This window comes from Candidatus Binataceae bacterium, from assembly GCA_035294265.1.
GTDB lineage: Bacteria > Desulfobacterota > Binatia > Binatales > Binataceae > DATGLK01.
The window spans coordinates 127,982-154,113 of record DATGLK010000010.1 but is presented as its reverse complement, the minus strand read 5'-3'; the positions used below and the strand labels follow the sequence as shown (position 1 = coordinate 154,113).

Sequence of the window (26,132 nt, the reverse complement as noted above, 5' to 3'; positions counted from 1 at the left end):
TCGAAAGTTCAGCGCCAGCTCCGCACGTCGACGAAATGGCCGGCGATCGCCGCCGCCGCCGCCATCTCGGGCCCGACCAGGTGGGTACGGCCGTCCTTACCCTGGCGTCCCTCGAAATTGCGATTGGAGGTGCTGGCGCAGCGCTCCTTGGGGAGCAGAAAATCGGGGTTCATCCCCAGGCACATGCTGCATCCCGATTCTCGCCACTGAAAGCCAGCCTCGCGGAAGATCTGGTCCAGCCCCAGTTTCTCGGCCGCGGCTTTGACTCGCTGCGAGCCCGGCACTACCAGCGCCTGAATGTTGGGCGCGACTTTGTGTCCTTTTACAATGCGGGCCGCAGCCTGCAGATCGTCCAGGCGCGAATTGGTGCAGGAGCCGATAAACACGCGGTCCAGCTTGATCTCCGTGATCGGCGTGCCCGCTTCCAGCCCCATGTAGGCTAGTGCCCGCTCGGTGGCGGCGCGCTGGGCCGAATCCCCGATTTGTTTGGGATCGGGCACTCGGCCGGTGACTTCGGTGACCATCCCGGGATTGGTGCCCCAAGTCACCTGTGGCGCGATCGCGCTGGCATCCAGGGTAACGGTGCGATCGAAGCGGGCGCCCGGCTCGGTGGCCAACGCTAGCCAGCGCACGGCGGCGCGCTCGAACTCTGCCCCTTGCGGCGCGTAAGGGCGACCGCGCAGATATTCGATCGTGGTCTGGTCGGGTGAGATCATGCCGGCGCGTGCCCCGGCCTCGATCGTCATGTTGCACACCGTCATCCGCTGATCCATCGACAGTGTCCGGATCGCGCTGCCGGTGAATTCCACCGCGTAGCCGATTCCCCCGCCGGTGCCGATCTTGCCGATAATCGCCAGGATAATATCTTTGGCGCTCACCCCACGGCCACGCTGCCCATCCACGCGAATTTCCAGGGTCGGGCATTTTTCCTGCCACAAACATTGGGTGGCCAGCACATGCTCGACCTCGCTGCTGCCCACGCCGATCGCCAGTGCGCCCATCGCACCGTGGGTGGAGGTGTGGCTGTCGCCACAGATAACCGTCATCCCGGGCTGGGTCAGCCCCAGCTCAGGGCCGATGACATGCACGATACCTTGATTTTCCGAACCCAGGTCGAAAAGGCTCAGGCCAAAGTCCTTGCAATTCTGACGCATCGTTTCGACTTGCAGCCGCGAGTTGGGCTCGGCGATAGGCAAACGATGGTCAGTGGTGGGAATGTTATGGTCAAGGGTGCTGAAGGTCCGACCCGGCTCGCGCACCTTGCGCCCGCTGTTGCGCAAACTCTCGAAGGCTTGGGGCGAGGTCACCTCGTGAATCAAATGCAGGTCGATATACAGCAGGGCCGGCCGGCCCGGCTCCTGATAAACCACGTGGTTTTGCCAAATTTTCTCGAATAATGTCTGGGCCATGCGAGAATTCCTTCCTCAGCAGTAATAGCGCTTTTAGCGCTCCCGAATAAAGATGGCCGAACTCGCCCCTAACATGCCTGACCGCCAGTTTAAGCCGCCATTGGCGCGAGCGCGCCTGTGCACGCGCTTGCTCAACGGCCGCGCTAGTACCCTCAGGGCAATGCTACTTGATGCGGGTGGTCGGCGAGGCGCGCGTGGCGCGGGCCAAACCCCGCACCACGGCGTCTTCGCCAAAGCGGTGCGCCAGCTCATCTAGCGCATCGTTGAGCCGCGCGCGCTTGTTGGTGCCTTCGGCGAACAAATCCAACTGACTGGCGCTAGCGCGGCGCAAGTTATGGACCTGGACTCCCGCCAGCCGCACTCGCTCAGCCAGCTTGAGCGCGCCTAACAGGGCGAGGGCGGTGCGCGTAATCCGGTCGCCGTCTGCTGTGGGACTGGTCAGGGTGTGGCTGCGGGTCAGTATTGGATAACGGCCCCCGCCCAGCGGACGAGCCAGTTTGAGCTTGAGGGTGACGGTAAGTGCCTGGACCGAATCGGCGCGCAGGCGGCGGGCTAAAGCTTCGCCATGCGCAATTAAAGTGCGCTTGAGCTCCAGTTCATTCAGCGCCAGGTCGCGCTCAAAGGTGCTCTCTTCCCCGTAAGATTTACGTTGCCAATCAGGATTGACCGGCCGTGGGTCGCTACCCCGCGCCAATTCCGCCAGGTGCGCGCCCAAAGAGCCCAGCCGGTTGGCCAGTAGCCCCGGTGCCGCGCGGGCCAAATCGCCGATCGTTCGTATGTTTGCGGCCTGCAAGCGCTCCAGCGTGACGCGCCCCACGCCCCATAGTCGCTCCACCGGCAATGGCTGCAGAAACCGGTCTAAGTACTCCGGTCCGAGCATCAACAAGCCGTCGGGCTTGGACATGTCGCTGAGGATTTTGGCGACCATCTTAATCGGCGCGATTCCCACCGACACCACCAGCCCGGTTTGTTCGCGCACGCGGCGACGAAGCGCCCGGCCGATCTCCTGGGGCGAGCCCAGCAGCCGCTCGGTGCCTGTGAGGTCAAGGAACGCCTCGTCCAGCGACAGGGGTTCGACCAGCGGTGTGAAGCTGTAAAAGATCTCGCGGATCTGGCGTGAGATTTCACTATAGCGTGTCATCCGCCCGGCCACGAAGACGGCCTGCGGACAGAGCTTCATCGCCTGTGCTCCAGGCATCGCGGCGCGCACCCCGAAGCGGCGTGCTTCATAGGAGGCCGAGGCGACCACGCCGCGCGCGCTGCGTCCACCGACAATTACCGGCAGGCCGCGCAACTCGGGATGGTCCAACTGTTCCACCGAGGCGTAGAACGCATCCATGTCGGCATGGGCGATTACCGCGGGCCAAGCTGATTGTGCCGCCATCCGCTGCCTCCTTAGCGCAGGCAGTGCCCGAAGCTAGCAGCCAAAGCCTATTTCCTTCTTCTCAATATCAAGACTTTGGATTTCCGGGCTCGTACTGACCGACCCTTCCAGTTTAGCCTTCGTCTGGTCGACGTGCGTATAGCACCGGCGACGGCTCGCTCGCGAAGGAAGTGATCGCGACCTGCGGCCCTGACTAGGACTTGAGGACGGTCCTGGTCGCGCCGGGATAGACACTATGACAGTACTACGTTCGCGATATTTCAGAAACACAAAGAGGAGCGGGTTTCTATCGATACGCGCTTGAACAGTTGACTGTGGAACGGTTATTGGCTTGGCGGGCACAAGGCGCTTCAGGTGCCCTGTACCCGCCAAGTGGCTATTTAAAAAAGTTGGGGACCAGAAAGCCGAACACGCCGTTGCGCACGCTGTCGCTGGCGAAGACCTGGCCATGAGCGGGATCAAGCACTAATCCCACCGGATGGAGCAAATCGGTCTGCGCCCCGCGAATGATCGCCCGCGGCGCCACGTCGCCGTTATCGCTCTCGTTCCATACCCCGATAAAGCCCAGCGGCCCGGGGAAGGGCAGCGGCGGTCCGGTGCAATCCTTGCGCGGCTCGTGGCCACCCGGATCGTAGGGTGGGATGTAGTAGAAGTTGGAAGCGGTAGCGAAAATGCGCTGGCCTGCCACCTGCACATGCCAGATGTATTCCAGCCCCGTGGTCGGGCCGCTAATTACCCGCAGCGGCGCCACATCACCGTTGTCGGTGCGACGGAAAATGAAAATGCAGGGCCGATACTGCCGGTTTAGCCCGGCTGCCACTACCAGATCGTGGACCGGGTCGACTGCCACTCCAGTGATGCTGAAGAGCTGGGTCTTGGGTCCCTGGATGTTGCGCAGCGGCGCGATGTTGCCGTTGTCCTCCAGCGGATAGACCCGCAGGGCCCCGCTAGTGATATCGGCGATCCACAGCTCGTTGTGTTGATTGTCCACCGAGGGTTCGTAGGGCGAGTGAATCAGCGTTTTGTTGCCCTGAATTACCCGCACCGGCGGCACATCGCCATGCGCGCCGCCCCTAAAAAACACAATTGACGCAGCCAGCGGTTCCGTGGCAATAATCAGATCGTGGACCGGGTCATAGGTAATCCCGTGAGCGACGCGGGTTAGTTTGGTGTTTTGTCCCTCAATGATCCGCTTGGCTGGAATGTTGCCGCTTGCCACCCGGGCAAACGTCGCAATGCGGGGATCACTCACTCAATTGGGTACCAGCAGTTGGTCGCGCTTGGAGTCGTAGCCTAGCGCCATCGGATTGCCGAAGCCCGCTGCCGGGCTGCCCTCGGGCGCGTTGCGCACGATCTTGCGGGGCTCGACGTCACCCTCTTGAGTGCGATCGAAGACCTCGGCGTTATGGCCGAAGTTAGCCACCCAGATCTGATCGTGGACCGGGTCGTAAGCTACCCCCATGGGCTGGCGAATAGCGGTGTGCGGTCCGCCTAGCACCCGAATCGGCGCCACGTCGCCGTTAGCGTTGCGCGGGAAAACCAGCACTTGATTGCCCGCCTCGTTGGCCACGAACAGCTCGCCGTGGCTGTCATCAACCGCGATTCCAGTGGGCCAGTTGAATTGAGTCTTGGGGCCGCTGATGACTCGCACCGGCGTGGCGTCGCCCTCATCGTCGTCACGAAAGACTCGAATGGAGGGAGGATAATAGTGCCCGCCTCCCATGTAATCGGGATCCCAGTAGCCCTGGTTCCAGTTACCATAGTTGGAGACGAAGATTTCGCGATTGGGCTCGTCCCAGACCACTCCATGCGGATCGGCCAGGCCGGTGCGCGGGCCCCGAATTGAGCGCAGGGGCCGGTCGGCGCCCTTGGCTTGGACGCGATAAAAGATGATCTCGGCGTTGTGCTGAATCGCCACCGCAATCTGCTTGTAATGTTGGCTGATCGCGATTCCGTAGGAGCCGTGAGGCACGGCTAGCACCCGCGAGGCGTAATCGCCGCTGGCGCTGTATGGGAAGGCCGCAACGTCGTCACCGACGTCGTTTTCAGTAGTGTAGAATTCGTGCCGCACCGGATCGACTGCCACACCCGCGGCGAAGGAAAGAAAGGTGTCAGGCCCTTTGACCCAGGCCTTGTACGGCGTGACGTCGGGATCCGAGGGGTTGGCCTTGACGTCGGTTGAATAAATCAGCGCGCTTTTCAGATTGGTGTCGCTCATGACCACGATCCCGGCCTTGGGATCCAGCGCGATACCGTTGAACTCGGGATAGGGGTCGGACAGCTCGGAGCAGGGCGCTATCGGACCGCCGGGAATGGTGGCAAGAATTTTGGTGAACTGCGCGGGCATCGTGTACACCGTGCGCGGCGAGCCCAGTTCGGCCAAGGTGTGGCGCACCGGCCGGCGTTGTCCGCCGGCGCTGGGTGCCGGATGGTCGGCATCGCTGCCGCTTTGGGCATAAGCCGCCTCCAGTCCGCGCCCCCATCGTCCCACCGACGGACTCGTCACCAGCAGGGCCAGCGTCGCGGCCGAGACTGCTATGATAGTAACTATCTTCATTCCAAACCCTCGATTCTCGCTCGGAGCGTTTATGCGCACTTCGAGCGCTAGCCGAATTGCGGTAAATTTACGCGATTTACCAGTTAGACGCTTATAGCGGTGAACGGCTTCGAAAGCTCGGCTACCACTGCGGCGGGGTTGGGTCAATCCGAACGATCCTGCGCTCGGCGGTGGTTTTCGGGCCCTGGGCGACGTAGAGAACGGCTTTGTAGAAAACGGCTTTAGCGAGAGCTTGTAATTCGCCCCGTCCGGAGTTATTTGTTTGACCAGGAAGCTAAACAATTAGATGGGTTTGGCGGCGATATTCCCACGCTAGGCCGGCGCTTGATAGGGACGGTCCAACCTGGGAGGCAGCTCGTACAAAGCGGCTGGCCCGTCTCCCTTTCGAGGAGGGAAGTCCGTGCTCACACACGAAGAAAATGAGTTGCTGGTTCGGGTCGGTCCGGGTAGCCCGATGGGCGACTACATGCGCGAATTCTGGATGCCGGCGTTGCGCAGCGAAAGTTTGGAGGCCGACGGTGCGCCGCGGCGGGTACGCTTGATGGGCGAAAACTTCGTCGCCTTTCGTTCCACCGATGGACGGGTGGGATTCTTCGATGAAGGTTGCCCCCATCGCTGCACTTCGCTGGCGCTGGCGCGCAATGAAGACAATGCCCTGACGTGTATTTTCCACGGCTGGAAGATGGACGTCTCGGGCAAAGTGGTCGAGGTGCCCTCCGAGCCGCCCGAGCGACGGGTCGAATTCGCGGCCAAGGTGCGGGTGCGCCATTATCCCGTGCGCGAGGCGGGCGGCATGGTGTGGGTCTATCTGGGTAAGGAGGAGCAGCCGCCGCGGTTTTTGGATTTCGAGCTCAACACCATCGCGCGCGAGAACGTCGAGCCCTTTCCCGCCTTGGTGCACAGCAATTGGCTGCAAGGGCTGGAAACCACCATCGATTCCTCCCATCTGGGCGTGTTGCATGCCTACTGGCTGAAAAAGATGACCACCACCTCGGGCAGCGCGATGGCCAGTATGAATAACGGCCCAACCTACGAATATCTGTCCAAACCCTACGGCTTCCGCGAGGCGGCTCTGCGTGACCTGTTCGACGGCACCGTTTATCAGCGCATCCGTGAAGTGATGCTGCCCTTTTTCTCGTTCGTGCCGATGGACCACTTCATGCCGCATCTGACCATCATCGTGGTGCCGGTGGACGACGAGTGGCATTGGCAATGGTACATCTGGTTTTATCCCGACAAGCCGCTGAGCGAAGAGCAGCGTCTGCGCATGATGGGCGGGACGGGCACACGCGATAACGTCGCCGCCAACTTTCGCCATCGCGAAGACAATTGGGGCCAGGATCGCGCGGCGATGAAGGAAGGGCATTGGAGCGGGTTCCAAACCCTCAACTATGAAGACTTCGCGGTGGGTGAGGCCCCGGGCGTGATCATGGATCGTACCCGTGAGTACTTGGGCAGCAGTGACAGCACGTTGATTCGCTTGCGCCGCCTCCTGCTGGCCGCGGTCCGTGCCCATCAGCAGGGCAAGCCGGTGTATCATCGCGAGCAAGCCGTGGATTTTGGCAAGATTCGCGCGATCACGCTGCGCGCCCCCAAAGATATGGATTGGAAGGACGTCGATCCGTTCAATCCGCCCCCCTCATTGCCCTTCTTAGGCTGACGCGAGGGCCAGGCGGCCAATGTAGCGAAACGTCGAATTTTGCGCCCGGCGGATACTCCGGGCTGCAGCGAGTGGAGGACTTGGCGATGCTGACGCGTGAAGACAACGAATTGCTGTGTCGAGTCGGCGTGGGAACGCCGATGGGCGAATTGTTGCGCGAGTATTGGATGCCGGCCGCGCTCACCTCGCAGCTGGAAGCCGACGGCGCGCCGCTGCGGGTGCGCTTGATGGGCGAGAACTTCGTTTGTTTTCGCGCCACTGACGGCCGCGTGGGTTTCTTCGACGAAGGCTGTCCCCATCGCTGTACCTCGCTGGCGCTGGCGCGTAACGAAGACAACGCGCTTACCTGCATCTTTCACGGCTGGAAGATCGACGTCTCGGGCAAAGTGGTCGAGGTGCCTTCCGAGCCACCCGAGCGGCGCGCCGAGTTTGCCGCCAAGGTGCGGGTGCGCCATTACCCGGTGCACGAAAGTGGCGGCATGGTCTGGGTATACCTGGGCAAACGCGATCCCGCCCCGGCCTTCCCCGAATTTGAATTTACCAACCTGCCTCCCACCCATTGCGCGATTCATCGCGCGGTAGTGCACAGCAACTGGGTGCAGGGCTTGGAGACTACTATCGATTCCTCCCACTTGGGAGTGCTGCATTCCTATTGGCTTAAGAACCGCAGCAACTCCGGCGGCGCGCTGGCCACCGCCAATAATGGACCGGTGTACGATCAATGGATGAAGTCCTACGGCTTCCGCGAAGTGGCTGCGCGCGATCTGTTCGACGGTAGCGTTTATATGCGCATTCGCGAGGTGGTGGCGCCCTTCTATTCCTTCGTGCCGATGGACTCCTTCGTGCCGCGCCTAGCCATCTGCCTAATCCCGATCGATGACGACTGGCACGCGCAGTGGTACATTCGCTATCAGAGCGAGGCGCCGATCGCCGAAGACTTCATGCGCTACCATCGCCAGTATCCCGACCCCAGCAACATCGCGGCAGATATGCCCGGCCGCGAGCAGGTCTGGGGCCAGGATCGCAAGGCGATGAAAGAAGGGCATTGGAGCGGCCTGGCGACCCTCAATTTCGAGGACTTCGCGGTCGCCGAGGCCCCGGGCATCCTGATCGATCGCAGCCGTGAGTACCTGGGTTCCTCCGACAGTACTCTGATTCGCTATCGGCGCATGATGCTGCAAGCCGTGCGTGACCATCAGGCTGGCAAGCCACCGATGGGGCTGGACGGAACGGTTGATTTCTCCAGTATTCGCGCGGTCACGGTGCGGACTAAGAAGGGGGTTGACTGGCGTGAAATCGATCCGCTCAATCCTCCCGAAACGCTAGCTTTACGCCATCGGGCGGAGTGAACAGAACTGCCGCTGCCAAGCGCCGGAGCATCTAAGCCCTCGGGCCGACAGGGTTTGGCGGGCTCGGTGAACAATCTGTGGGAGGGAGCCAGATGCTGACCCGAGAAGAAAACGAACTCTTATCGCGCATCGGTCGCGATACCGCGATGGGCGCTTACATGCGCGAGTTTTGGATGCCCGCGGTCCATTCGCGGCTGCTTGTGGCTGATGGCGCGCCGCGGCGGGTTCGCTTGATGGGTGAGAATTTTGTCGCCTTCCGCGCCACCGACGGTCGCGTCGGCATGTTCGACGAGGGTTGCCCCCATCGCTGCACCTCGCTGGCGCTGGCACGCAACGAAGACAACGCGCTTACTTGCATCTTTCACGGCTGGAAAATCGACGTCTCGGGCAAAGTGGTGGAAGTGCCTTCCGAGCCGCCTGAGCGGCGCGCCGAATTCGCCGCCAAGGTGCGGGTGCGCCATTATCCGGTCCATGAGGCCGGTGGCATGGTGTGGGTTTACCTGGGCCAGGACGAGCAGCCACCGCGCTTTCCCCAGTTCGAGTTCAATCAGTTGCCGCCCAGCCATTCTCAGGCCCATCGAGCGGTGGTCCATGCCAGTTGGCTGCAGGGGATGGAAACCACCATCGATTCCTCCCACTTGGGTGTGCTGCACGCGTATTGGCTTCGCCGCAGCGGGCGCAATGCGCTGGCAACCTTTAACACCGGCCCCACTTTCGATTATGTGATGAAGCCTTATGGTTTCCGCGAAGCCGCTCTGCGCGACCTGTTCGACGGCACGGTCTATACGCGGATCCGCGAAGTGGTGATGCCCTTTTATTCTTTTGTGGCGATGGAAAATACTTCACCCAATCTGACGGTGATGTTAATTCCGATCGACGACGAATGGCATGCCCAATGGTACGTCTGGTACGACCTCAACAAGCCGCTGACTCGCCAGACCCGGCTGGAGCTGCTCAACAATTACCGGCCGTGGAGCACTGAGCGGCTGGCGGCGCTGGATGACGAGCAACTGGCGGCGGCGCTGGACAACGTGGCAGCCGAGCTTGGCGGTCGCGACCAGGTTTGGCATCAGGACCGGGCCGCCATGAAGGAGGGGCACTTCAGCGGCCTAAGTACCCTGGGCCACGAGGACTTTGCGGTGGCCGAGTCCACCGGACCAATCGCCGATCGCACCCGTGAGTATCTGGGCTCTTCTGACAGCACCGTGATTCGCTACCGACGCATGATGTTGGAGGCCGTGCGCGCTCACGCCAGCGGACAGGCCGCGCGCGGCCTGGACCGCACTATCGACTATGGCGCGATTCGCGCCATAGCGTTGCGCAATCGGCAGGGCGAGGACTGGCGCGAGATCGACGCTTTTAAACCGCCCCAGTCGCTGGATAACGACTAGCCGGCGCTTTAGCCCGGGACAGTTTCCACCTCGAGGAAGCATCGGATGTTGACACAGGCAGACAATCAACTTGTCACCCAGGTTGGCGCAGGCCGGCCCATGGGCGAGATGTTGCGCGAGTACTGGATGCCCGCCGTGCTCGCCAGCAAGCTTGAGGCCGATGGCGCACCGGCACGAGTGCGCCTGCTGGGCGAAAACTTTATCGCTTTTCGTGCGACCGATGGCCGGGTTGGTTTCTTCGACGAAGGTTGCCCCCATCGCTGCACCTCGCTGGCGCTGGCGCGCAACGAAGACAACGCGCTTACTTGCATCTTTCACGGCTGGAAAATCGACGTCTCGGGCAAAGTGGTGGAAGTGCCTTCCGAGCCGCCCGAGCGGCGCGCCGAATTCGCCGCCAAGGTGCGGGTGCGCCATTATCCGGTGCGCGAGGCCGGCGGCGCGATTTGGGTTTATCTTGGCCGTCGTGAACAGCCACCTAATTTTCCCAGGTTCGAGTTCAATCTGCTTCCCCCCTCCCACATCGATGTTTATCGCGGGATCCTTCATTCGAACTGGTTTCAGGTGATGGAAACCACTATCGACTCCTCGCATCTCGGCGTGTTGCATTCGTACTGGTTACGCACTGGACGGGAGGCGGCGGGTACCCCGCTGGCGGCGGCCAATAACGGCCCAACCTACGAAGTCCTCGGTCAGCCTTGGGGTTTTCGCGAGGCCGCTTTGCGCGATCTATTCGATGGCACCGTGTACACTCGGATCCGCGAAGTTGTTGCCCCGTTTTATTCCTTTGTGCCGATGGACTCCAGCGTGTCCAACCTGACCTTGGCTCCCGTGCCGATTGACGACGAATGGACCTCGATCTGGTACTGGCGCTTCGATTTGCATAAGCCGCTCACGCCCGAAGAGTTGTTTCAGATTCGCGGCTACTCGCACGATCCCGACAATGTCGCGAGTGGCTTGGGCGGAATCGACAACCGCTGGGGTCAGGATCGCAAGGCCATGAAAGAAGGCCATTGGAGCGGGCTGCGTAGCCTCAATATCGAGGACTTCGCGGTAGCCGAAGCGCCGGGCGCGATCGCCGATCGCAGCCGCGAGTACCTGGGCTCCTCCGACAGTACTCTGATTCGCTATCGGCGCATGATGCTGGCGGCAGTTCGCGCTCACATGGCGGGACAGCCGGCACTGGGACAGGAGCAGGAGATCGATTACAGCAAAATCCGCGCGGTCACCTTGCGCAACCCCAAGGGTTACGACTGGCGCCAATGTGACCCACTGGCGCCGCCGGCCTCGATGATCGTCTAAGCTGACCGCGAAAAGGCCTGACCCGGGCGCGCCAACCTTAGAGCACGTCTAAAACGATGCGGGCCTGGGCCTCGGTGCCGCTGTTATCGGCGGGATGAGCTGCGGGTTGCACTGCCCCGTCGCCTCCGGTAGCGCGGACGCTAATCTCATAGCGCCCCGGCTTTGCCGTGAAGCGATATTTCCATACCGTCCAGATGTAGGGCGAGTGGTTGCGGACCAGAGTTGCCTGATGCCAGCTTGCGCCTGCGGCTCGAACCTCGACACGGCGCACGCCTGCGGGTCCGTTGATCGCCCACCCGGACAATTCGACCGGAGTGCGGACTCGATGGGGCTGGGTCAGTCGCGTGATTAAGGATGCATCGGCGGCGGTGGGTGGGTAGAAAAAACCGCTGTTGAGTTTGCGCCAAGCGCTGTTGCTCCAGCCGCGCTTCTCCCAATAGCCGAGGTACGGTCGATCGACCAGCTCGATCTCGGTCAGCCACTTGGGCTGTTTCATGCCGAATTTGCCGGGGATGAATATGCGTGCCGGGTAACCGTGCGCGGCCGGCAGCGGAACGCCGTTCATTCGATAGGCGATGAAGTTTTGTTTGCGTAGAAGCTCATCCAGCGCAATTCCGGTAGAGTACCCATCGGCCGCGCGCAGGACGGCATAGACCGCCTGGCGCTTGATGCCGACACGTTCCAACAGCGCGGCTAGATTGGTTCCTTCCCACCAGGCATTCCCGATCAAACTGCCGTTAGGCGGATTGCCTATACATTCCAGGGTCATCTCTTGGCGCACGTGGGGAAGCTGTTGCAGGCTGAAAAAATCCAGCGCCAGCGGCTGCTTCACCAGACCGCCGATACGCAGGCGCCAGCTTTGTGGGTCCACGCGCGGGGTGACCGCGTAAGTGGTCACGTAGAATTGAGCATTGGGCGTGATTCCGCCGTAGCCGGCACTGACCGGCACCGGAAAGCCCCAACTCAGGATGCCGGCGGTCGCGATTAGGAATCGCCGGCGTGTCAGATTTGTAAAATCGCTTCGCATATGCGCCAGCGACTCTCGCAGCTTAGTTTCATAATACCGCTAACGAACGTGAAAGGCCTGCGGCGAAGTACGCGCTCCTACAAGGGGGTTGACGGCCGCACGTTTGGCATGGTGATCCTAGCGGGGTAGCGAAAAACCTGATTTAAAGGCGGTCGATGCGGCGTTGAGATGCGGCGAGCCGTCAAGATTGGCCGGTGCGGGATTTGGAGGAGCATGCTATGAGCTTCAGCTATCAGGGCCGAAACATTTGCGGGATCGACGTTCATACTCACGTGCCGCGCCGCCCGGGCCTGGCGGTTTCCGCTAGCGGCCAGCAGATGGCGCGTTACTTTCAAAGCACCATCCAGAGCAGCACCATCGAAGAAATGGCCGATTTATATCGGCGCATGGATTTGTTGGCGGTTACCTTTAGCGTGGACGCGGAAACCGTCTCGGGCGTGCCATTTGACGGCAACGATTATGTGGCCGACATCCAGCGTCGCTATCCCGATGTGTTCATCGGCTGGGCCAGTGTCGATCCGCACAAGGGCAAGTTGGCGGTGCAGGAGCTGGAGCGTTCGGTCAAGGAGCTAGGGCTGCGCGGGCTTAAGCTCCACCCCATCACTCAAGCCTTTTTCCCCGACGATCAGGCCTTTTACCCGCTGTGGGCCAAGGCGGCGGAATTGGGTGTGCCGGTGGTCTTTCATACCGGCCACACCGGCGTGGGTTCAGGCGGTCCGGGTGGGACTGGGCTCAAGCTGAAGTACGCCCAGCCCATTCATCTGGATGACGTGGCGGCTGATTTTCCCACCCTTACCATTATCGGAGCCCATCCCTCATGGCCCTGGCAGGACGAGATGCTCTCCATCTGCTTGCATAAATCCAACGTCTTCATCGATCTGTCGGGATGGTCGCCCAAATATTTTTCGCCCGCGCTCATCCAGTACGCCAACACCCTGCTGCAGAACAAAGTGATGTTCGGTTCGGACTTTCCGGTCATCAGTCCCGAGCGCTGGCTGAAGGATTTCGAAGCCGCGGCCTTCCGCGACGAGGTTCGCCCCAAGATCATGTTGGAAAACGCGCGGCGGGTACTCAAGCTCGAGGCTTGAGGCTGGTGCGCCGCATCCAGTGGATACTTGAGCCATGGCCGAGGTGAACTGGGAAATGCGCGAGTCGATCGCGGTGGTCAGCTTTGACAACCAGCGCCGGCTCAACGCGATCGATGAAACCCTGGCGCGCGGGTTGGCCGAGACTATCGCCACCATCGCCGAGCGTCCCGAGGTAGGTGCGCTGATTATACGCGGCGCCGGCACGCGGGCCTTCTGCGCCGGCAATGACCTCAAATTTATCGCCGAATATGGCGATCGCGCGGCGGCTTTTGCAGCCCTAGAACAACATATCGAGCCGCTGCGTCGCACCATGGCGAAGCTGCCTTTTCCCTCTGTCGCGATGTTGCACGGAATTTGTTACGGCGGCGGTGTCAATCTGGCGCTGATGGCGGATTTTCGCTTCGCTGACCGAGCGCTGAAGGTTGCCATACCGGCGCTTAAGATGCGCCGCTACTACCCCGTCGCGGGACTGGAACGGCTGAGCGCACTGGTGGGACTCAACAATGCCAAGCGGCTGGTGCTGGAGGGCGAGCCGATCGATGCCGAGCGGCTGCTGGCGTGGGGCTTCATCGATCAGCTCCTGGAAGTGGCGGAATTAGAACCAGCAACCTTGGCTTTTGCCCAGCGCCTGGCGTCCCAGCCGCGCGAGGCAGTACCAACCTACCTCCAGATTTTCCGCGCCCTTGAACGCGGCGACGGCGAGGCGGCGTGCCGCATCCGCCAGCAGGCGCTGGCAGGATCCACCCCTCAAAAGGCCAGCTAATCGGCCTAATGAGCAGTAAGGTGGCTTGCGCTGGCAAACTTTGGTGCTCACCACCCCGGTTTACGGATTGCACGGCGCGTGGGGATTGTAAACCGAAAGCGGCGTTGCGCCGTCTTGACTATAGAACCGGCGGTTAGCGGCAAAACAGCTAAAACTCATCAAGGAGCCGGGCGGGGCGATCTGGTATCGATACCGGCTGCGGCATATTAATCTTTTGATTGACGATGCGAAAGAAGCCTGTGATTAACGGGAGGAAGCAGCAAGTTGGAAGCCTGCGATGAGAGCGGTTTTTCCTTTCTTAGGAAACGCACCGGGCGTCTCTTAACCGGCGCATGCGTCATGTTGGCGCTACTGGTTTGGTCGGCGATTGGGGCACGCGGCCAGTTGGCCCAGCAAACCACTTCCAAACCTGTGTTGACTGGTCAAGCAGCCCTCACCGATTGGCATGATAACGCCCCGCTGGTGCGCCGGCGGATCGTTCGTGCTGATGTTCCTGCGCCCTTTTCCAGCGATCCGAGCGATAACGTAGCGCGTATCTATCCGCGTCCGGCCGGGGCTTGGCCGCAGGCACCCGCCGGCTTCAAAGTTGATTTGTTCGCGGAAAAATTGGGCAACCCGCGTCAAATGAAGACCGCTCCCAACGGCGACATTTTTATTGCCGACAGCCAATGGGGCCGTATCCGCGTGCTACGAGCCAGCGATGGTGCCACCCATGCCGCCCGTAGTGAAATCTTCGCCACCGGCTTGAAGGAACCCTTCGGTCTGGCATTTTACCCGCCCGGGCCCAATCCGCGCTGGCTTTACGTCGGTGACACCGATGCCTTGCTACGTTTGCCCTACCACAATGGCGACTTGAAGGCCTCCGGCGCACCGCAAAAACTGCTTGATCTTCCTCCCTTGGGTGCTCACTGGAGTCGTGACGTGGTTTTCAGCCGCGATGGCCGCAAGCTATATGTCTCGGTGGGTTCGGGGACCAATTACGGGGGAGATCCCAAGACCGATAACGAAACTCGACGTGCGGACATCCTGATCATGAAGCCGGACGGGACCGACGTTCGGGTCTATGCCAGCGGGATTCGCAACGCGGTGGGTCTGGCGGTCGATCCGCGCACCGGTAGCCTATGGTGCTCGACCAACGAACGCGACGGCTTGGGCGACAACCTGCCGCCGGATTACGTCACCAAGGTCAAGTTAGGTGGCTTTTATGGTTGGCCCTGGTTTTTTACCGGCGGCTTCCAGGATCCTCGTTCGCCTAGTCCGCGGATGGAGATGAAGAGCAAGACCCTGCTGCCCGACGTGCTAATCGCGCCTCATTCCGCCTCCCTTGGACTTACCTTCTATGAGGGTAAACAGTTTCCGCGCGAGTATCGCCACAGCCTATTTGCGGCCGAGCATGGCTCCTCTAATCGCTCCCGCTTTACCGGCTACAAAGTTATTTTCGTGCCGGTGGTAGACGGTGCAGCGGTGGGAGACTATATGGACTTTGTCACTGGCTTCGTGGCTCCCGGTAACAATGGCAAGGGGCGAGTGTGGGGCCGGCCGGTGGGGGTAACCGTGGCCCACGACGGTGCGCTGCTGGTATCTGACGACGCATCCAACTCGGTTTGGAGGGTCAGCTATCCCGCCCCTTAATTTTGCCGGCATTTTTGGAGCGCATAGCTCTTAGCTTTGAGGTGATCCAATCTCGCCTTGGCCAGTGTCAACCAAACTGTTGACCGATCCGTCCTGATTCATGGCGACCCAGAGCAGGCATAGAAAACGGTGCCCGGCGATGGCGTCGTGCGAGTGTGAGGTTTGCCAAACGGGCTGGTGCTCGCTTGTGATTCCGCTCAGGCCGCGCAATAGTGCGACCCAGCGAGCGTGGTCCTGAACCGGACAGCTGGGCAAGACCACGGGATCCGCGTTGAACTGTCGCGCGGCTCGGGGTTGATTGCCAATTTGGGAACGGTTTCGCGCAGCGGAGCGTAAACAAGTAATGGACGTGAATGTCGAGGCCAGGGAGCCCCATCACAATCGATACGCCGGGCCGCAGCCGGCACCCCAACCCCCCAAGAGTGGTTGGCGTTGGTTCTGGCTGCTGGCGATACTGTTGGTGGCGGCGCTGGTGGGCTACCGACTCTATCCCAGTTCGCAGGCCGAACATGCGGCGGCAGCGGCTAGCGCCACTCGCCGTCGACCGCCGGTGGCGGTCGAGGCCAGCCCGATTGAGCAGGGAGCCTTCAGTCAGTATCTCAGCGCAATCGGTACTGTGACGCCGTTCAAAACCGTGGTTGTCAAGAGCCGGGTGGACGGCCAATTGATGAGAGTGGCGTTCCGTGAAGGACAGATGGTCAAGGCGGGGCAACTCTTGGCGATAATCGATCCCCGTCCGTACCAGGCAGCCGTGGACCAAGCCAAGGGGCAGTTGCTGCGCGACCGGGCCACGGCGGCGGAAGCCAAACTGGATTTGCAGCGTGACCGGGCTCTATACGCCGGTCACGTTATCCCCAAACAGCAACTCGATGTGCAGCAGGCTACCGCCGATGCCGATCAGGGCACGGTGCTGGCCGACCAGGCGATGCTGGACAACGCGCAGGTCAATCTGCTGTACAGCCGAATTACCGCGCCGCTGACCGGGCGCATCGGCTTGCGCCTGATCGACCCTGGCAACATCATTCATGCCACTGATACTCAGGGCCTGGCGGTCATTACTCAATTGCAGCCGATTGCGGTGCTCTTCAATATTCCCGAAGATGACCTGCCCAAAGTCCTGAGCGATCTGCGCCAGGGCGAGACGCTGCCGGTGGAGGCCTGGGATCGCGACTTCACGACCAAGTTGGCCGACGGCGAATTGCTCACCTTGGATAACCAGATCGATCAGACGACCGGCACGATTCGGCTCAAGGCGCGCTTCGCCAATACTCACAATGAATTGTTTCCCGATCAGTTCGTTAACGTCCGTCTCCTGGTCGCCACTCATCAGGATGTCCTGCTGATACCCTCGGCGGCGGTGCAGCATGGTTCTCAGGGCGCTTTCGTTTATGTAGTGACGCCGCAAAAAACCGCCCAGGTTGTCACCATCAAGGTGTTGGGAACTCAGGGCGACTTTACCGCTGCCAGCAGTGGTCCGCCCGCCGCTTCGCTAGTGGTTACCGGAAATCTCGACCGGCTCTATCCCGGGGCCAAAGTCAACGTGCAGATGGCGAAAGTCACGAGCCCAGCGAGCAGCCCCAACTTCGCCGCGCAAACGCCGGGGGGCGCCCTCGGTGGGAACGCGCCCGCGGCAGGCAATTGGCAGGGTGGTTCGCACCGTCGTGGGGGTGGCCATCATCACGGTGCATGAGGCACGATGAGTCCGTCGCGCCCCTTTATTCTGCGCCCGGTAGCGACTTCACTGCTGATGGTGGGTCTGCTGATTGCGGGCCTATTTGCTTACCGCGAGCTGCCGGTCTCGGCCCTACCTGAGGTGGATTATCCCACCATCCAGGTGATGACCTTCTACCCCGGAGCTAGCCCTGACGTGATGGCCTCTTACGTCACGGCGCCGCTGGAGCGGCAGTTCGGGCAGGTCCCGGGCCTCAACCAGATGACCTCCAACAGCTCCTTTGGCAGCTCCGTCATCACCCTGCAATTCGCGCTCGATCTCAACATTGACGTGGCCGAGCAGGAGGTCCAGGCCGCCATCAACGCGGCCGCGACCTACTTGCCGCCCGATCTGCCGACCCCGCCAGTTTACAGCAAAGTCAACCCCGCCGACGCGCCAATCCTCGCCCTGGCCCTGACCTCGCAACACCTGCCGCTGGCCAAGGTGGAGGATTTGGCCGACACGCGCTTCGCCCAGAAAATAGCCCAGCTTCCCGGGGTGGGGATGGTCAGCGTCAGCGGCGGGCAGAAGCCGGCGGTGCGGATCCAGGCCAATCCGACCCAGTTGGCGGCCTACGGCCTGAGTCTGGAGGATTTGCGCAACGCGATTGTGGCGGGCAACGTCAACGAGGCCAAGGGTGCCTTTGACGGCCCGGCTCAGGGCTATACTATCGACGCCAACGATCAGCTCCTGACCAGCCGCGACTACGCCCATCTGATCGTGGCTTACCGCAACGGCAACCCGGTGCAACTCTCCGACGTGGCGCGGGTGGTCGATAGCGCCGAAAACATCAAGCAGGCGGCCTGGGTGAACACTACCCCGGCGATCATTCTAAACATCAAGCGCCAGCCCGGCGCCAATATCATCGCGGTCGCCGACCGCATCAAGAAACTACTGCCACAATTGCAAGCTTCGCTGCCCTCTTCGGTCAAGGTAGCAGTGCTGACCGACCGCACCACCACGATCCGGGCCTCGGTACGCGATGTTGAATTCGAATTGATGATGTGCGTGGCCCTGGTCGTGATGGTTATCTTCCTGTTTTTGCGCACCCTGTCGGCCACCGTGATACCCAGCGTAGCGGTGCCACTGTCACTGGTGGGTACCTTCGGCGCGATGTATTTGTTCGGCTTTTCGCTCAACAACTTGACCTTGATGGCGCTGACCATTTCCACCGGATTCGTGGTCGACGACGCGATTGTGATGATCGAAAACATCGCGCGCTATATCGAGGATGGGATGCGACCGCTGGAGGCTGCGCTCAAGGGCTCGGAGCAGATCGGCTTTACTATTCTGTCCTTGACCGTCTCGCTGATCGCGGTGCTGATTCCGCTGTTGTTCATGGGCGATATCGTGGGTCGCCTGTTCCGCGAGTTTGCCATTACCCTGAGCGTCACCATCCTGGTCTCAGCCGTGGTTTCGCTGACCCTAACTCCGACCATGTGCGCCAAATTGCTTCACCACACTCCGCCCGAGCGGCAGGGCCGGCTCTTCCGCGCTTCCGAGCGCTGGTTCAAGGCCACCATCGCCGCCTACGGGCGCAGCCTGGAATGGGTGCTGGGACATCAGACCGCGACCCTGCTGGTGGCGCTGGCCACCCTGGCCCTGACCATCGCGCTATTCATGATCGTGCCCAAGGGCTTTTTCCCGGTTCAGGACACCGGCGTAATTCAGGGGATTTCCGAGGCGCCCGAGACCATCTCGTTTCCCGCCATGGTGGAGCGCCAGCAGGAGTTAGCGCGGGTGATACTACAGGATCCGGCGGTCGAGAGCCTGACCTCGTTCGTCGGGATCGATGGCACCAATACCACCGTCAACAGCGGCCGCTTCCTGATTAATCTCAAGCCGCTGGACGTGCGCAAGGTGGGAGTGCGCCAAGTGATCGATCGACTCCAGCCTCGCCTAGCCGCGATCGAGGGCATCACTCTGTACATGCAGCCGGTCCAGGATCTGACGGTGGAGGATCGGACCAGTCGCACCGAATACAACTACAGCCTGGAGGATCCTAAGGCCAAGGAACTGGAGAGTTGGGCGCCGCGGCTGGTGGCCAAACTACGCACCCTACCGCAATTGCGTGATGTTGCCAGTGACCAGGAAGATCACGGGTTGAAAGCCGAGTTGATCATCGATCGCGCTACCGCCGCGCGGATGGGAATCACGCCGCAGGAAATCGACAATACTCTGTACGATGCCTTCGGCCAGCGTGAAGTTACCACGATTTTTACTCAGCTCAACCAGTATCACACGGTGCTGGAGGTTGATCCGCGCTTTCAGGTCACTCCCAAGGACCTCAGTGATATCTATCTGACCTCCAGCAGTGGCACCGAGGTTCCACTTAGCGCCATCTCCCACATCGAACGGAGCAACGCTCCCTTGGTGATCAATCATCAAGGTCAATTTCCTGCGGTCACCATTTCCTTCGACACCGCGCCGGGCTACGCTCTGGGTGACGCGGTGACCGCGATCAAGCAGGCTGAGCAAGAACTGGGCATGCCCGCCAGTATCGAGGCCCAGTTCCAGGGCACAGCGCAAGCCTTTCAAGCCGCACTGGCCAACGAGGTACTGCTGATCCTGGCCGCTTTGATCACCACTTACATCGTTCTGGGTGTGCTCTACGAGAGCTACATCCATCCGATCACGATCCTCTCCACGCTGCCGTCGGCGGGAGTGGGCGCGATCTTGGCCTTGCTCATATGCGGCCTGCACTTCAGCATCATCGCGCTTATCGGCGTCATCCTGCTCATCGGTATAGTCGAGAAGAACGCCATCATGATGATAGACTTTGCTCTCGACGCTCAGCGTAGCGAGGGCAAGGAGGCGCGAGAGGCAATTTTTCAGGCCTGCCTTTTGCGCTTTCGGCCGATCCTGATGACCACGATGGCGGCGATGCTGGGCGGGTTGCCGCTAGCGCTGGGCTCGGGGACCGGTGCCGAGTTGCGCCGCCCCCTGGGCATCGTGATCGTCGGCGGCCTGATGTTCAGCCAGTTGCTTACGCTGTACACCACTCCGGTCATTTTCCTGTTCTTCGATCGCCTGGCCAGCCGCCTGACGGGCTCGCGTACCGCGGTGGCGCGCCCGGAATTGGTCCCGGTGCGGGCGCATGGGAATTTCTGATCCCTTTATTCGCAAGCCGGTGGCGACCACCCTGCTGGTGATTGCCCTGATGCTGGTGGGGATGTTGGCTTTTCGCCATCTGCCGGTCTCGCCCATTCCCCAAGTCGATTTTCCCACCATCCAGGTCCAAGCCCAACTTCCGGGTGCCAGCCCGCAGACCATGGCCTCCTCGGTGGCAACTCCGCTCGAGCGCCAATTCGGCCGCATCGCCGGCCTCACCGAGCTTACTTCCAGCAGCACTCTGGGCTTCACCACCATCGTGTTGCAGTTTGATCTCAGCCGCGACATCGACGCGGCCGCGCGCGAGGTCGAGGCGGCGATCAACGCCGCGCGTAGCCAGTTACCCACCACGCTGCCGCAAAACCCGACCTATCGGAAGGTCAACCCCTCGGATTCGCCGATCATGATGCTGGGGTTGACCTCCGATACTATTACGCGCGGCCAGATCTACGATCTGGCCTCTTCGATCATGGCCCAGAAGCTGTCGCAGATTCAGGGCGTGGGTCAGGTCATCGTGGGCGGTGGTGCCTTGCCGGCGGTGCGGGTGGAGCTCAATCCGACCCAGCTAACTAATTATGGCATCGGGCTAGATCAGGTCCGTGCGGCTTTGGCGGCGGCCAACGCCAACATTCCCAAGGGCGAGTTAGCCAATAACCAGGAATCGATCGAGTTGGGGGCCAATGACCAGCTCATGCGTGCCAGCCTCTACAAACCGTTGATTATCGCTTATCACAACGGTGCGGCGGTGCGAGTGTCAGACGTAGCCCAGGTGGTCGATTCGGTTCAGGACGTTCGCAACGCGGGGATCGTCGACGGCAAACCCGGCATCTTGATCATCATTTTCCGCCAGCCTCAAGCCAACATCATCGAAACCGTCGATCGGATCCGCGCCGCTCTGCCGCAGCTGGACGCCGTCATCCCACCCGCGATCAAGACTACCATCGTGCTCGATCGCACCACTACCATCCGGGCGTCGGTACGCGATACCGAGCGCACTCTGATCATCGCGGTGATGTTGGTGGTGTTGGTGGTATTCCTGTTTCTGCGCAGCCTGCGCGCCACCGTGATTCCTGGGATCGTGGTCCCCGTTTCGCTAACCGCCACCTTTGCCGTGATGTACCTGCTGGGTTACAGCTTGGACAACCTGTCACTGATGGCACTGACCATCGCCACCGGCTTTGTGGTCGATGATGCGATCGTGGTGGTCGAGAACATCAATCGTTACCTCGAAGACGGGTACCGGCCTATGCAGGCGGCGTTACTGGGAGCGCGCAATATCGGCTTTACCGTTTTCTCGATCAGCATCTCGCTGTGCGCGGTCTTCATCCCCATCCTCCTGATGGGCGGGATTGTCGGCCGGCTCTTTCGGGAGTTCGCGGTTACCCTGTCAGTTGCGATCTTGCTTTCGATGGTTATCTCGCTGACGGCCACGCCCATGATGTGCGCGCATCTCCTGCGCGCCCCTGGCCAGCAGCGTCACGGCCGGCTTTATCAACTCAGCGAGCGCGGCTTCAAGGCCGTGCTGCGCGGTTACGACCGCAGCCTGAGTTGGGTATTGGGCCACCCGCGTCAAATTCTGGTGGTAGCCATCGCTACCCTGGCCTTCAACATTTACCTGTTTTACATCATCCCCAAGGGCTTTTTCCCACTTCAGGATACAGGCCGCATCATCGGCGTCCTGCAGGCCGATCAGGACACCTCCTTCCAGGCCTTGAGCAAAACCATGACCAAGGTGATCAACGTAATTAAAACCGATCCCGCGGTCGAGCATGTCAACGGTTGGGCTGGTGCCTCGGCCGGATCTACCAACGTGGCACGCATGTTTATTACCCTCAAGCCCATCGAGCGCAGACGCGATCATGCTACCTTGGAGCAGATCATGGGCCGCATTCGCCGCAAGCTGACGCATTTCGCCGGCGGTGCCTTCTATATGCGGCCGGCCCAGGATCTCACCGTAGGCGGCCGGCTCAGCAACGCCTTGTATCAATACACGATACAGGGTGACGACTTGGACGAACTCAACGCTTTCGCGCCCAAGCTGCTGGCGCGCTTGCGTCGCCTGCCCCAACTGATGGACGTCAACAGCGACCAGCAGTCCCGCGGCCTGGACGCCACGTTGGTGGTGGACAAGCGCACCGCCGGCCGGCTGGGAATCACCCAGCAGCAGATCGACGACGCGCTTTACGATGCTTTCGGTCAGCGCCCGGTTTCGACCATGTATACCGCGCTCAACCAGTACTACGTGATCATGGAGGTCGCGCCGCGCTTCTGGCAACGCCCCGACTCGCTCAATCAGATTTACGTGCGCAGCGCGACCGCGGGTGAGGTTCCGTTAAGCGCCTTCACCCATTATGTACCCACCTCCACCTTGCTCGCGGTCAATCACCAGGGACAGTTTCCCGCGGTCACAATCTCGTTCAACCTGCGCCCAGGGGTATCCCTGGGCCAAGCCGTCGATGCGATCAATAAGGCTGCTCAAGGGCTGAATCTGCCCGGAGATGTCATTGCCAGTTTTCAAGGCACCGCCCAGGCCTTTCAATCCTCGCTCAGTAACGAGCCGATGCTGATCTTGGCCGCGCTGATCAGCGTATACATCGCCCTGGGCATCCTGTACGAAAGCTACGTACACCCCATTACGATTCTTTCCACGCTACCCTCGGCCGGCGTGGGCGCGCTGCTGGCCCTGTTGCTGTTTCATAATGATCTCAACGTGGTCGCGTTGATCGGAATCATCCTGCTGATCGGAATCGTCAAGAAGAACGCGATCATCATGATCGACTTCGCCCTGGAGGCCGAACGTAGCGAGGGCAAGGATGCCAAGGCGGCGATTTACCAAGCTTGTCTGCTTCGTTTTCGGCCCATCATGATGACCACGCTGGCGGCGTTGTTCGGCGGCCTGCCGCTGGCGCTGGGACATGGCACCGGATCCGAACTGCGCCGGCCGCTTGGGATCTCGATCGTTGGCGGGCTATTGTTCAGCCAAGCCCTCACGCTTTACACTACTCCGGTCATTTATCTGTATCTGGATAAGGCGCGGCTATGGGGACTCAGCCAGCGCAAGCGCGTATTTCGCCATCACGCGCCACGCGAAGTGCTCGAAACCCACGCCTGAGCACTTTCTCGCGACCATATTCGCACTGTGCTTTTACTGGAAATGCTCGAGCCGCGGTCCCGCGCGTACCGATATTGCCACCACACCTGCGCCAAGCGGGAACGTACCAGTGCCTGCTCGAAGGTGGCCGAATTGTCCCTCAGTAGCTCGCCGGAATTGTTGCTTCTCGGGAGAGCTTCGGGATCGGGTCGGCGCTCTCAGCGTTCGTGCATAAGTCTGACGTTATGCTGCTCCCTCTCCACCGCGGCGCGTAGGCCGGATCGCAGCTGATTCGTGGGGCGCCACAAGCCCTAAGACGTTGTGGGCCAGGGCCAGGTCCTCGATGCCGCGGTGTGGAAGTTCTGCACCAGCGCGATCGCTTTGGTGGCTGCCGCTGTTTTGCATGCCCGGGGTAGAGCATGAGGTTCGAACAACCGCTGTCAGCGCTTAAACACGCCTAAGATCGGTTGCGCGAACGTCAGAGCGGCTTGCGGCCGACCAGGGCGAGATTATCGGAGAAGGAACGAGCAAAGACGGCGCTCAGAAACGGCGGGTAATGCCACGGGGTGAAGGGGATACGACCGCTGCCGCTATAGTCGATTCGAGGATCAGCGAGGCCGCTCTCGCGCGCTATCCGTATCAGATCGATTTCCAGCAGGGCAGTCAGATGGGCCGGGTAGTGGACGTCCTGAAAATAGGCAAAGCGATGTTTGAGCAAAAGGCAGCCGATGCTGTTCAGGCTAAGCTGGTTGGGCGTCGTGACGATCACCCATCCACCGGGCTTCGCTACGCGCACCAATTCTCGCATCAGAGCCCGTGGATTCTCCAAATGCTCGATAGTCTCGACCGCAACGACCACGTCGCCGAGGTTGTTCGGAACCGCGGGCATGCCGGCGTTAAGGTTCGCCGGGTAAAAGGTGGCGGCGGGCGGGAAAGAGTCGTAGCGCACGGCGTCCACACCGATATAGCGATCGAAGGATTGCTCAACATGGCTCCATAGGGAGCCTGCGCCACACCCAACATCGATCAGCACTCCGCCGCTAACGGCTCGGTGCGCGAGGACGGCGGCGACCATTCGATAGATCGCCTCCTCGCTGGCACCGCGACTGAGCCGAGCGCGTTCTTGAACGGCCTCCGATGGGGTTGCGGCAGTCATAGGAGAACGGTTATCTCAACGCTCCGGTTCAAACACAAGTATCGTCGTTGAACATTCGGGTTGCGGCCGCGGCCCTTTGATGGAGGGTTAATGCCGCGTCTTTAAGGTTTCCAAGCGGGGCCTGGCCCTGATGACCCGCAAACGCACCTGCGGCAGCCTCGAAGCTGTCGCCCAACCAATTCTGCGGTGGAACAACAAACATTCTTAGATGTGTCCGCAATTTCTTACAAAGTCTCGGAGACTCCTTTTGCGCCGCGCGTATAGTCACGGCCGCGTCCGATCCTCCGCCTAGCCGTTACACCTCGGTGACCATGTTGGCAGATCAGCGGACCTTGACCTGGCTCGAGCTTCCGATAGTGCGCTAACCCGTTATGCTTGTCGGAGATCTCTTTACGTAACATCCACGGCAAAAATGGGAGGCAAGCACCAAGCGGGAGCGGTTTTTTGCGCGACACGCTCCTTTTAGGAAACGCGACGCCAGCTAGCGCACCTGCCAACTCAGGCCGCCGTCCGCAGTCGCGTAACGGCGGCCCTCCGCGGTGACGACTGCGGCGTCGCGGTCATTTCGCGCAACGATCGCGGTCAGATCGGCGGTGGTGGGAGGCCCAAGTTGTTTCCAATGCGCGCCGCCGTCGGTGGTGCGGATAACCACGCCGTCGCGGCCAGCGATCCAGCATACGGCACCTGATGCAGCCGAGATCGCGAGCAGATCGCTGGCGATCCCGCTGGGTATCCATTGGACGCGCGCAGGACCTGCGAGGCGCTCCACCCGGCCGCCGATTCCCGCTTCCCATCGAACCCTGCCGTCGGGGGTCGTCGCGATGGCGCGTACCCACGGCTCGGCGGAGAGCGTTGCGATCGCGCTGTCAGGCTTGAGCTGGAGGCGCTCAGTGGCGGAGGTGGAAGTGGGAAGCGCGCTCCGGCCCTTGGCCTCGAACAGCTCGCGGCCCATCCCCAGCGTCGTGATGATGGCAAGTGCACTCGCCACCGCCATCCCTGTCCACGGATTGAACCACCATCGGGCTAGGTGGCCCTCGCGCTTGCGCTGCAGTGATGGCAGCGCTGGGGCGTGCGCGGCTTTTAGTAGCGCCAACTGGGCGCGGCATCGTCTGCAGCCGGCCACGTGCTTGTCGATATTGACACGCGCATCGGCAACCGAAGCGAGGTAATATTCGGCGAGGGCACTCTGATCGGGGCAGTCCAGCGGAGGGATTATCGCGCGCTCTGGCGTTTGGCGAAGCACTCTCGAACCTGCCGCATTCTCCCACTGCGCGGTAAGCAACTGCGGCCGGGAGGACTCCTTGGTGGACGCACCAGGACTTGAACCTGGGACCTCTTGCATGTGAGGCAAGCGCTCTAACCGAGCTGAGCTATGCGTCCACGCAGGCGCTTATTATCGCTTTCGGCGGTACGGGCGGCAAGCCCCGCCGCGCGTAAATGGGCGATGGATCTCATGTCGATCTGCTTTCTAAGGACCCGCCCAGCGTCTTGCATCCCGGGCCAC

Annotated in this window: 17 protein-coding genes and 1 tRNA gene; 10 read left to right on the top strand and 8 right to left on the bottom strand. The window is 61.2% G+C overall.

The window, feature by feature from the left end; genetic code table 11:
- Window positions 1-8: 8 nt before the first annotated feature.
- The 4 genes from leuC to VKV28_01755 form a co-directional block, all read right to left on the bottom strand.
- Complete coding sequence (leuC, locus tag VKV28_01770; GenBank protein ID HLH75510.1) at window positions 9-1,409, bottom strand: 3-isopropylmalate dehydratase large subunit; 1,401 nt, start codon at window positions 1,407-1,409, stop codon at window positions 9-11.
- Window positions 1,410-1,572: 163 nt separating this feature from the next.
- Window positions 1,573-2,793 carry a DNA polymerase IV gene (gene dinB / locus VKV28_01765; protein ID HLH75509.1) on the bottom strand — a complete coding sequence of 407 codons (1,221 nt, stop codon included), beginning with the start codon at window positions 2,791-2,793 and terminating at the stop codon, window positions 1,573-1,575.
- Between the two features lie 376 nt (window positions 2,794-3,169).
- The gene (locus tag VKV28_01760; GenBank protein HLH75508.1) at window positions 3,170-4,045 is read right to left on the bottom strand and encodes a hypothetical protein; all 876 of its coding nucleotides are present in this window, start codon (window positions 4,043-4,045) and stop codon (window positions 3,170-3,172) included.
- The gene (locus VKV28_01755) at window positions 4,046-5,350 is read right to left on the bottom strand and encodes a hypothetical protein (GenBank protein HLH75507.1); all 1,305 of its coding nucleotides are present in this window, start codon (window positions 5,348-5,350) and stop codon (window positions 4,046-4,048) included. It lies immediately after the preceding gene.
- 400 nt (window positions 5,351-5,750) lie between these two features.
- Between VKV28_01755 and VKV28_01750 the strand changes: the two genes are divergently transcribed.
- From VKV28_01750 to VKV28_01735, 4 genes are all read left to right on the top strand, one after another.
- Window positions 5,751-7,010: a Rieske 2Fe-2S domain-containing protein gene (locus tag VKV28_01750; GenBank protein ID HLH75506.1), complete on the top strand. Its 1,260-nt coding sequence runs from the start codon at window positions 5,751-5,753 to the stop codon at window positions 7,008-7,010.
- 86 nt (window positions 7,011-7,096) lie between these two features.
- Window positions 7,097-8,359 carry a Rieske 2Fe-2S domain-containing protein gene (locus tag VKV28_01745; protein HLH75505.1) on the top strand — a complete coding sequence of 421 codons (1,263 nt, stop codon included), beginning with the start codon at window positions 7,097-7,099 and terminating at the stop codon, window positions 8,357-8,359.
- Between the two features lie 92 nt (window positions 8,360-8,451).
- The gene (locus VKV28_01740; GenBank protein HLH75504.1) at window positions 8,452-9,750 is read left to right on the top strand and encodes a Rieske 2Fe-2S domain-containing protein; all 1,299 of its coding nucleotides are present in this window, start codon (window positions 8,452-8,454) and stop codon (window positions 9,748-9,750) included.
- Between the two features lie 45 nt (window positions 9,751-9,795).
- Window positions 9,796-11,049, top strand: coding sequence for a Rieske 2Fe-2S domain-containing protein (locus tag VKV28_01735; protein ID HLH75503.1), 1,254 nt, complete (start codon window positions 9,796-9,798; stop codon window positions 11,047-11,049).
- Between the two features lie 37 nt (window positions 11,050-11,086).
- Here the strand turns inward: VKV28_01735 and VKV28_01730 are convergent, their stop codons facing one another.
- The gene (locus VKV28_01730) at window positions 11,087-12,076 is read right to left on the bottom strand and encodes a molybdopterin-dependent oxidoreductase (GenBank protein ID HLH75502.1); all 990 of its coding nucleotides are present in this window, start codon (window positions 12,074-12,076) and stop codon (window positions 11,087-11,089) included.
- A 218-nt stretch (window positions 12,077-12,294) separates the two neighbouring features.
- Between VKV28_01730 and VKV28_01725 the strand changes: the two genes are divergently transcribed.
- The 6 genes from VKV28_01725 (at window position 12,295) to VKV28_01700 (ending at window position 23,493) form a co-directional block, all read left to right on the top strand.
- On the top strand, window positions 12,295-13,164 hold the full coding sequence (locus tag VKV28_01725) for an amidohydrolase family protein (protein ID HLH75501.1): 870 nt from the start codon (window positions 12,295-12,297) through the stop codon (window positions 13,162-13,164).
- A gap of 34 nt (window positions 13,165-13,198) precedes the next feature.
- Window positions 13,199-13,927, top strand: coding sequence for an enoyl-CoA hydratase/isomerase family protein (locus VKV28_01720; GenBank protein ID HLH75500.1), 729 nt, complete (start codon window positions 13,199-13,201; stop codon window positions 13,925-13,927).
- A 339-nt stretch (window positions 13,928-14,266) separates the two neighbouring features.
- Window positions 14,267-15,559: a PQQ-dependent sugar dehydrogenase gene (locus VKV28_01715; protein HLH75499.1), complete on the top strand. Its 1,293-nt coding sequence runs from the start codon at window positions 14,267-14,269 to the stop codon at window positions 15,557-15,559.
- A gap of 343 nt (window positions 15,560-15,902) precedes the next feature.
- Window positions 15,903-17,249, top strand: a complete 1,347-nt coding sequence (locus VKV28_01710; protein HLH75498.1) for an efflux RND transporter periplasmic adaptor subunit — start codon at window positions 15,903-15,905, stop codon at window positions 17,247-17,249.
- Between the two features lie 6 nt (window positions 17,250-17,255).
- Window positions 17,256-20,381, top strand: a complete 3,126-nt coding sequence (locus VKV28_01705) for a multidrug efflux RND transporter permease subunit (protein ID HLH75497.1) — start codon at window positions 17,256-17,258, stop codon at window positions 20,379-20,381.
- On the top strand, window positions 20,368-23,493 hold the full coding sequence (locus VKV28_01700; GenBank protein HLH75496.1) for a multidrug efflux RND transporter permease subunit: 3,126 nt from the start codon (window positions 20,368-20,370) through the stop codon (window positions 23,491-23,493). Before VKV28_01705 ends, VKV28_01700 begins: the two co-directional genes overlap by 14 nt.
- 457 nt (window positions 23,494-23,950) lie before the next feature.
- Here VKV28_01700 and VKV28_01695 read toward each other — a convergent pair whose 3' ends face one another.
- From VKV28_01695 to VKV28_01685, 3 genes are all read right to left on the bottom strand, one after another.
- Window positions 23,951-24,547, bottom strand: a complete 597-nt coding sequence (locus VKV28_01695) for a class I SAM-dependent methyltransferase (protein ID HLH75495.1) — start codon at window positions 24,545-24,547, stop codon at window positions 23,951-23,953.
- Between the two features lie 562 nt (window positions 24,548-25,109).
- Window positions 25,110-25,871, bottom strand: a complete 762-nt coding sequence (locus VKV28_01690) for a YCF48-related protein (protein ID HLH75494.1) — start codon at window positions 25,869-25,871, stop codon at window positions 25,110-25,112.
- A gap of 59 nt (window positions 25,872-25,930) precedes the next feature.
- A tRNA-Val gene (locus VKV28_01685) sits at window positions 25,931-26,008 on the bottom strand.
- Window positions 26,009-26,132 lie beyond the last annotated feature (124 nt).

Coding starts and splice junctions, on each gene's coding strand:
- VKV28_01720 (HLH75500.1), top strand. CDS start 13,199: ATGGCCGAGGTGAACTGGGAAATGCGCGAGTCGATCGCGGTGGTCAGC.
- VKV28_01735 (HLH75503.1), top strand. CDS start 9,796: ATGTTGACACAGGCAGACAATCAACTTGTCACCCAGGTTGGCGCAGGC.
- VKV28_01745 (HLH75505.1), top strand. CDS start 7,097: ATGCTGACGCGTGAAGACAACGAATTGCTGTGTCGAGTCGGCGTGGGA.
- VKV28_01715 (HLH75499.1), top strand. CDS start 14,267: ATGTTGGCGCTACTGGTTTGGTCGGCGATTGGGGCACGCGGCCAGTTG.
- VKV28_01700 (HLH75496.1), top strand. CDS start 20,368: ATGGGAATTTCTGATCCCTTTATTCGCAAGCCGGTGGCGACCACCCTG.
- VKV28_01755 (HLH75507.1), bottom strand. CDS start 5,350: ATGAAGATAGTTACTATCATAGCAGTCTCGGCCGCGACGCTGGCCCTG.
- VKV28_01705 (HLH75497.1), top strand. CDS start 17,256: ATGAGTCCGTCGCGCCCCTTTATTCTGCGCCCGGTAGCGACTTCACTG.
- VKV28_01730 (HLH75502.1), bottom strand. CDS start 12,076: ATGCGAAGCGATTTTACAAATCTGACACGCCGGCGATTCCTAATCGCG.
- VKV28_01695 (HLH75495.1), bottom strand. CDS start 24,547: ATGGTCGCCGCCGTCCTCGCGCACCGAGCCGTTAGCGGCGGAGTGCTG.
- VKV28_01740 (HLH75504.1), top strand. CDS start 8,452: ATGCTGACCCGAGAAGAAAACGAACTCTTATCGCGCATCGGTCGCGAT.
- leuC (HLH75510.1), bottom strand. CDS start 1,409: ATGGCCCAGACATTATTCGAGAAAATTTGGCAAAACCACGTGGTTTAT.
- VKV28_01710 (HLH75498.1), top strand. CDS start 15,903: ATGGACGTGAATGTCGAGGCCAGGGAGCCCCATCACAATCGATACGCC.
- dinB (HLH75509.1), bottom strand. CDS start 2,793: ATGGCGGCACAATCAGCTTGGCCCGCGGTAATCGCCCATGCCGACATG.
- VKV28_01725 (HLH75501.1), top strand. CDS start 12,295: ATGAGCTTCAGCTATCAGGGCCGAAACATTTGCGGGATCGACGTTCAT.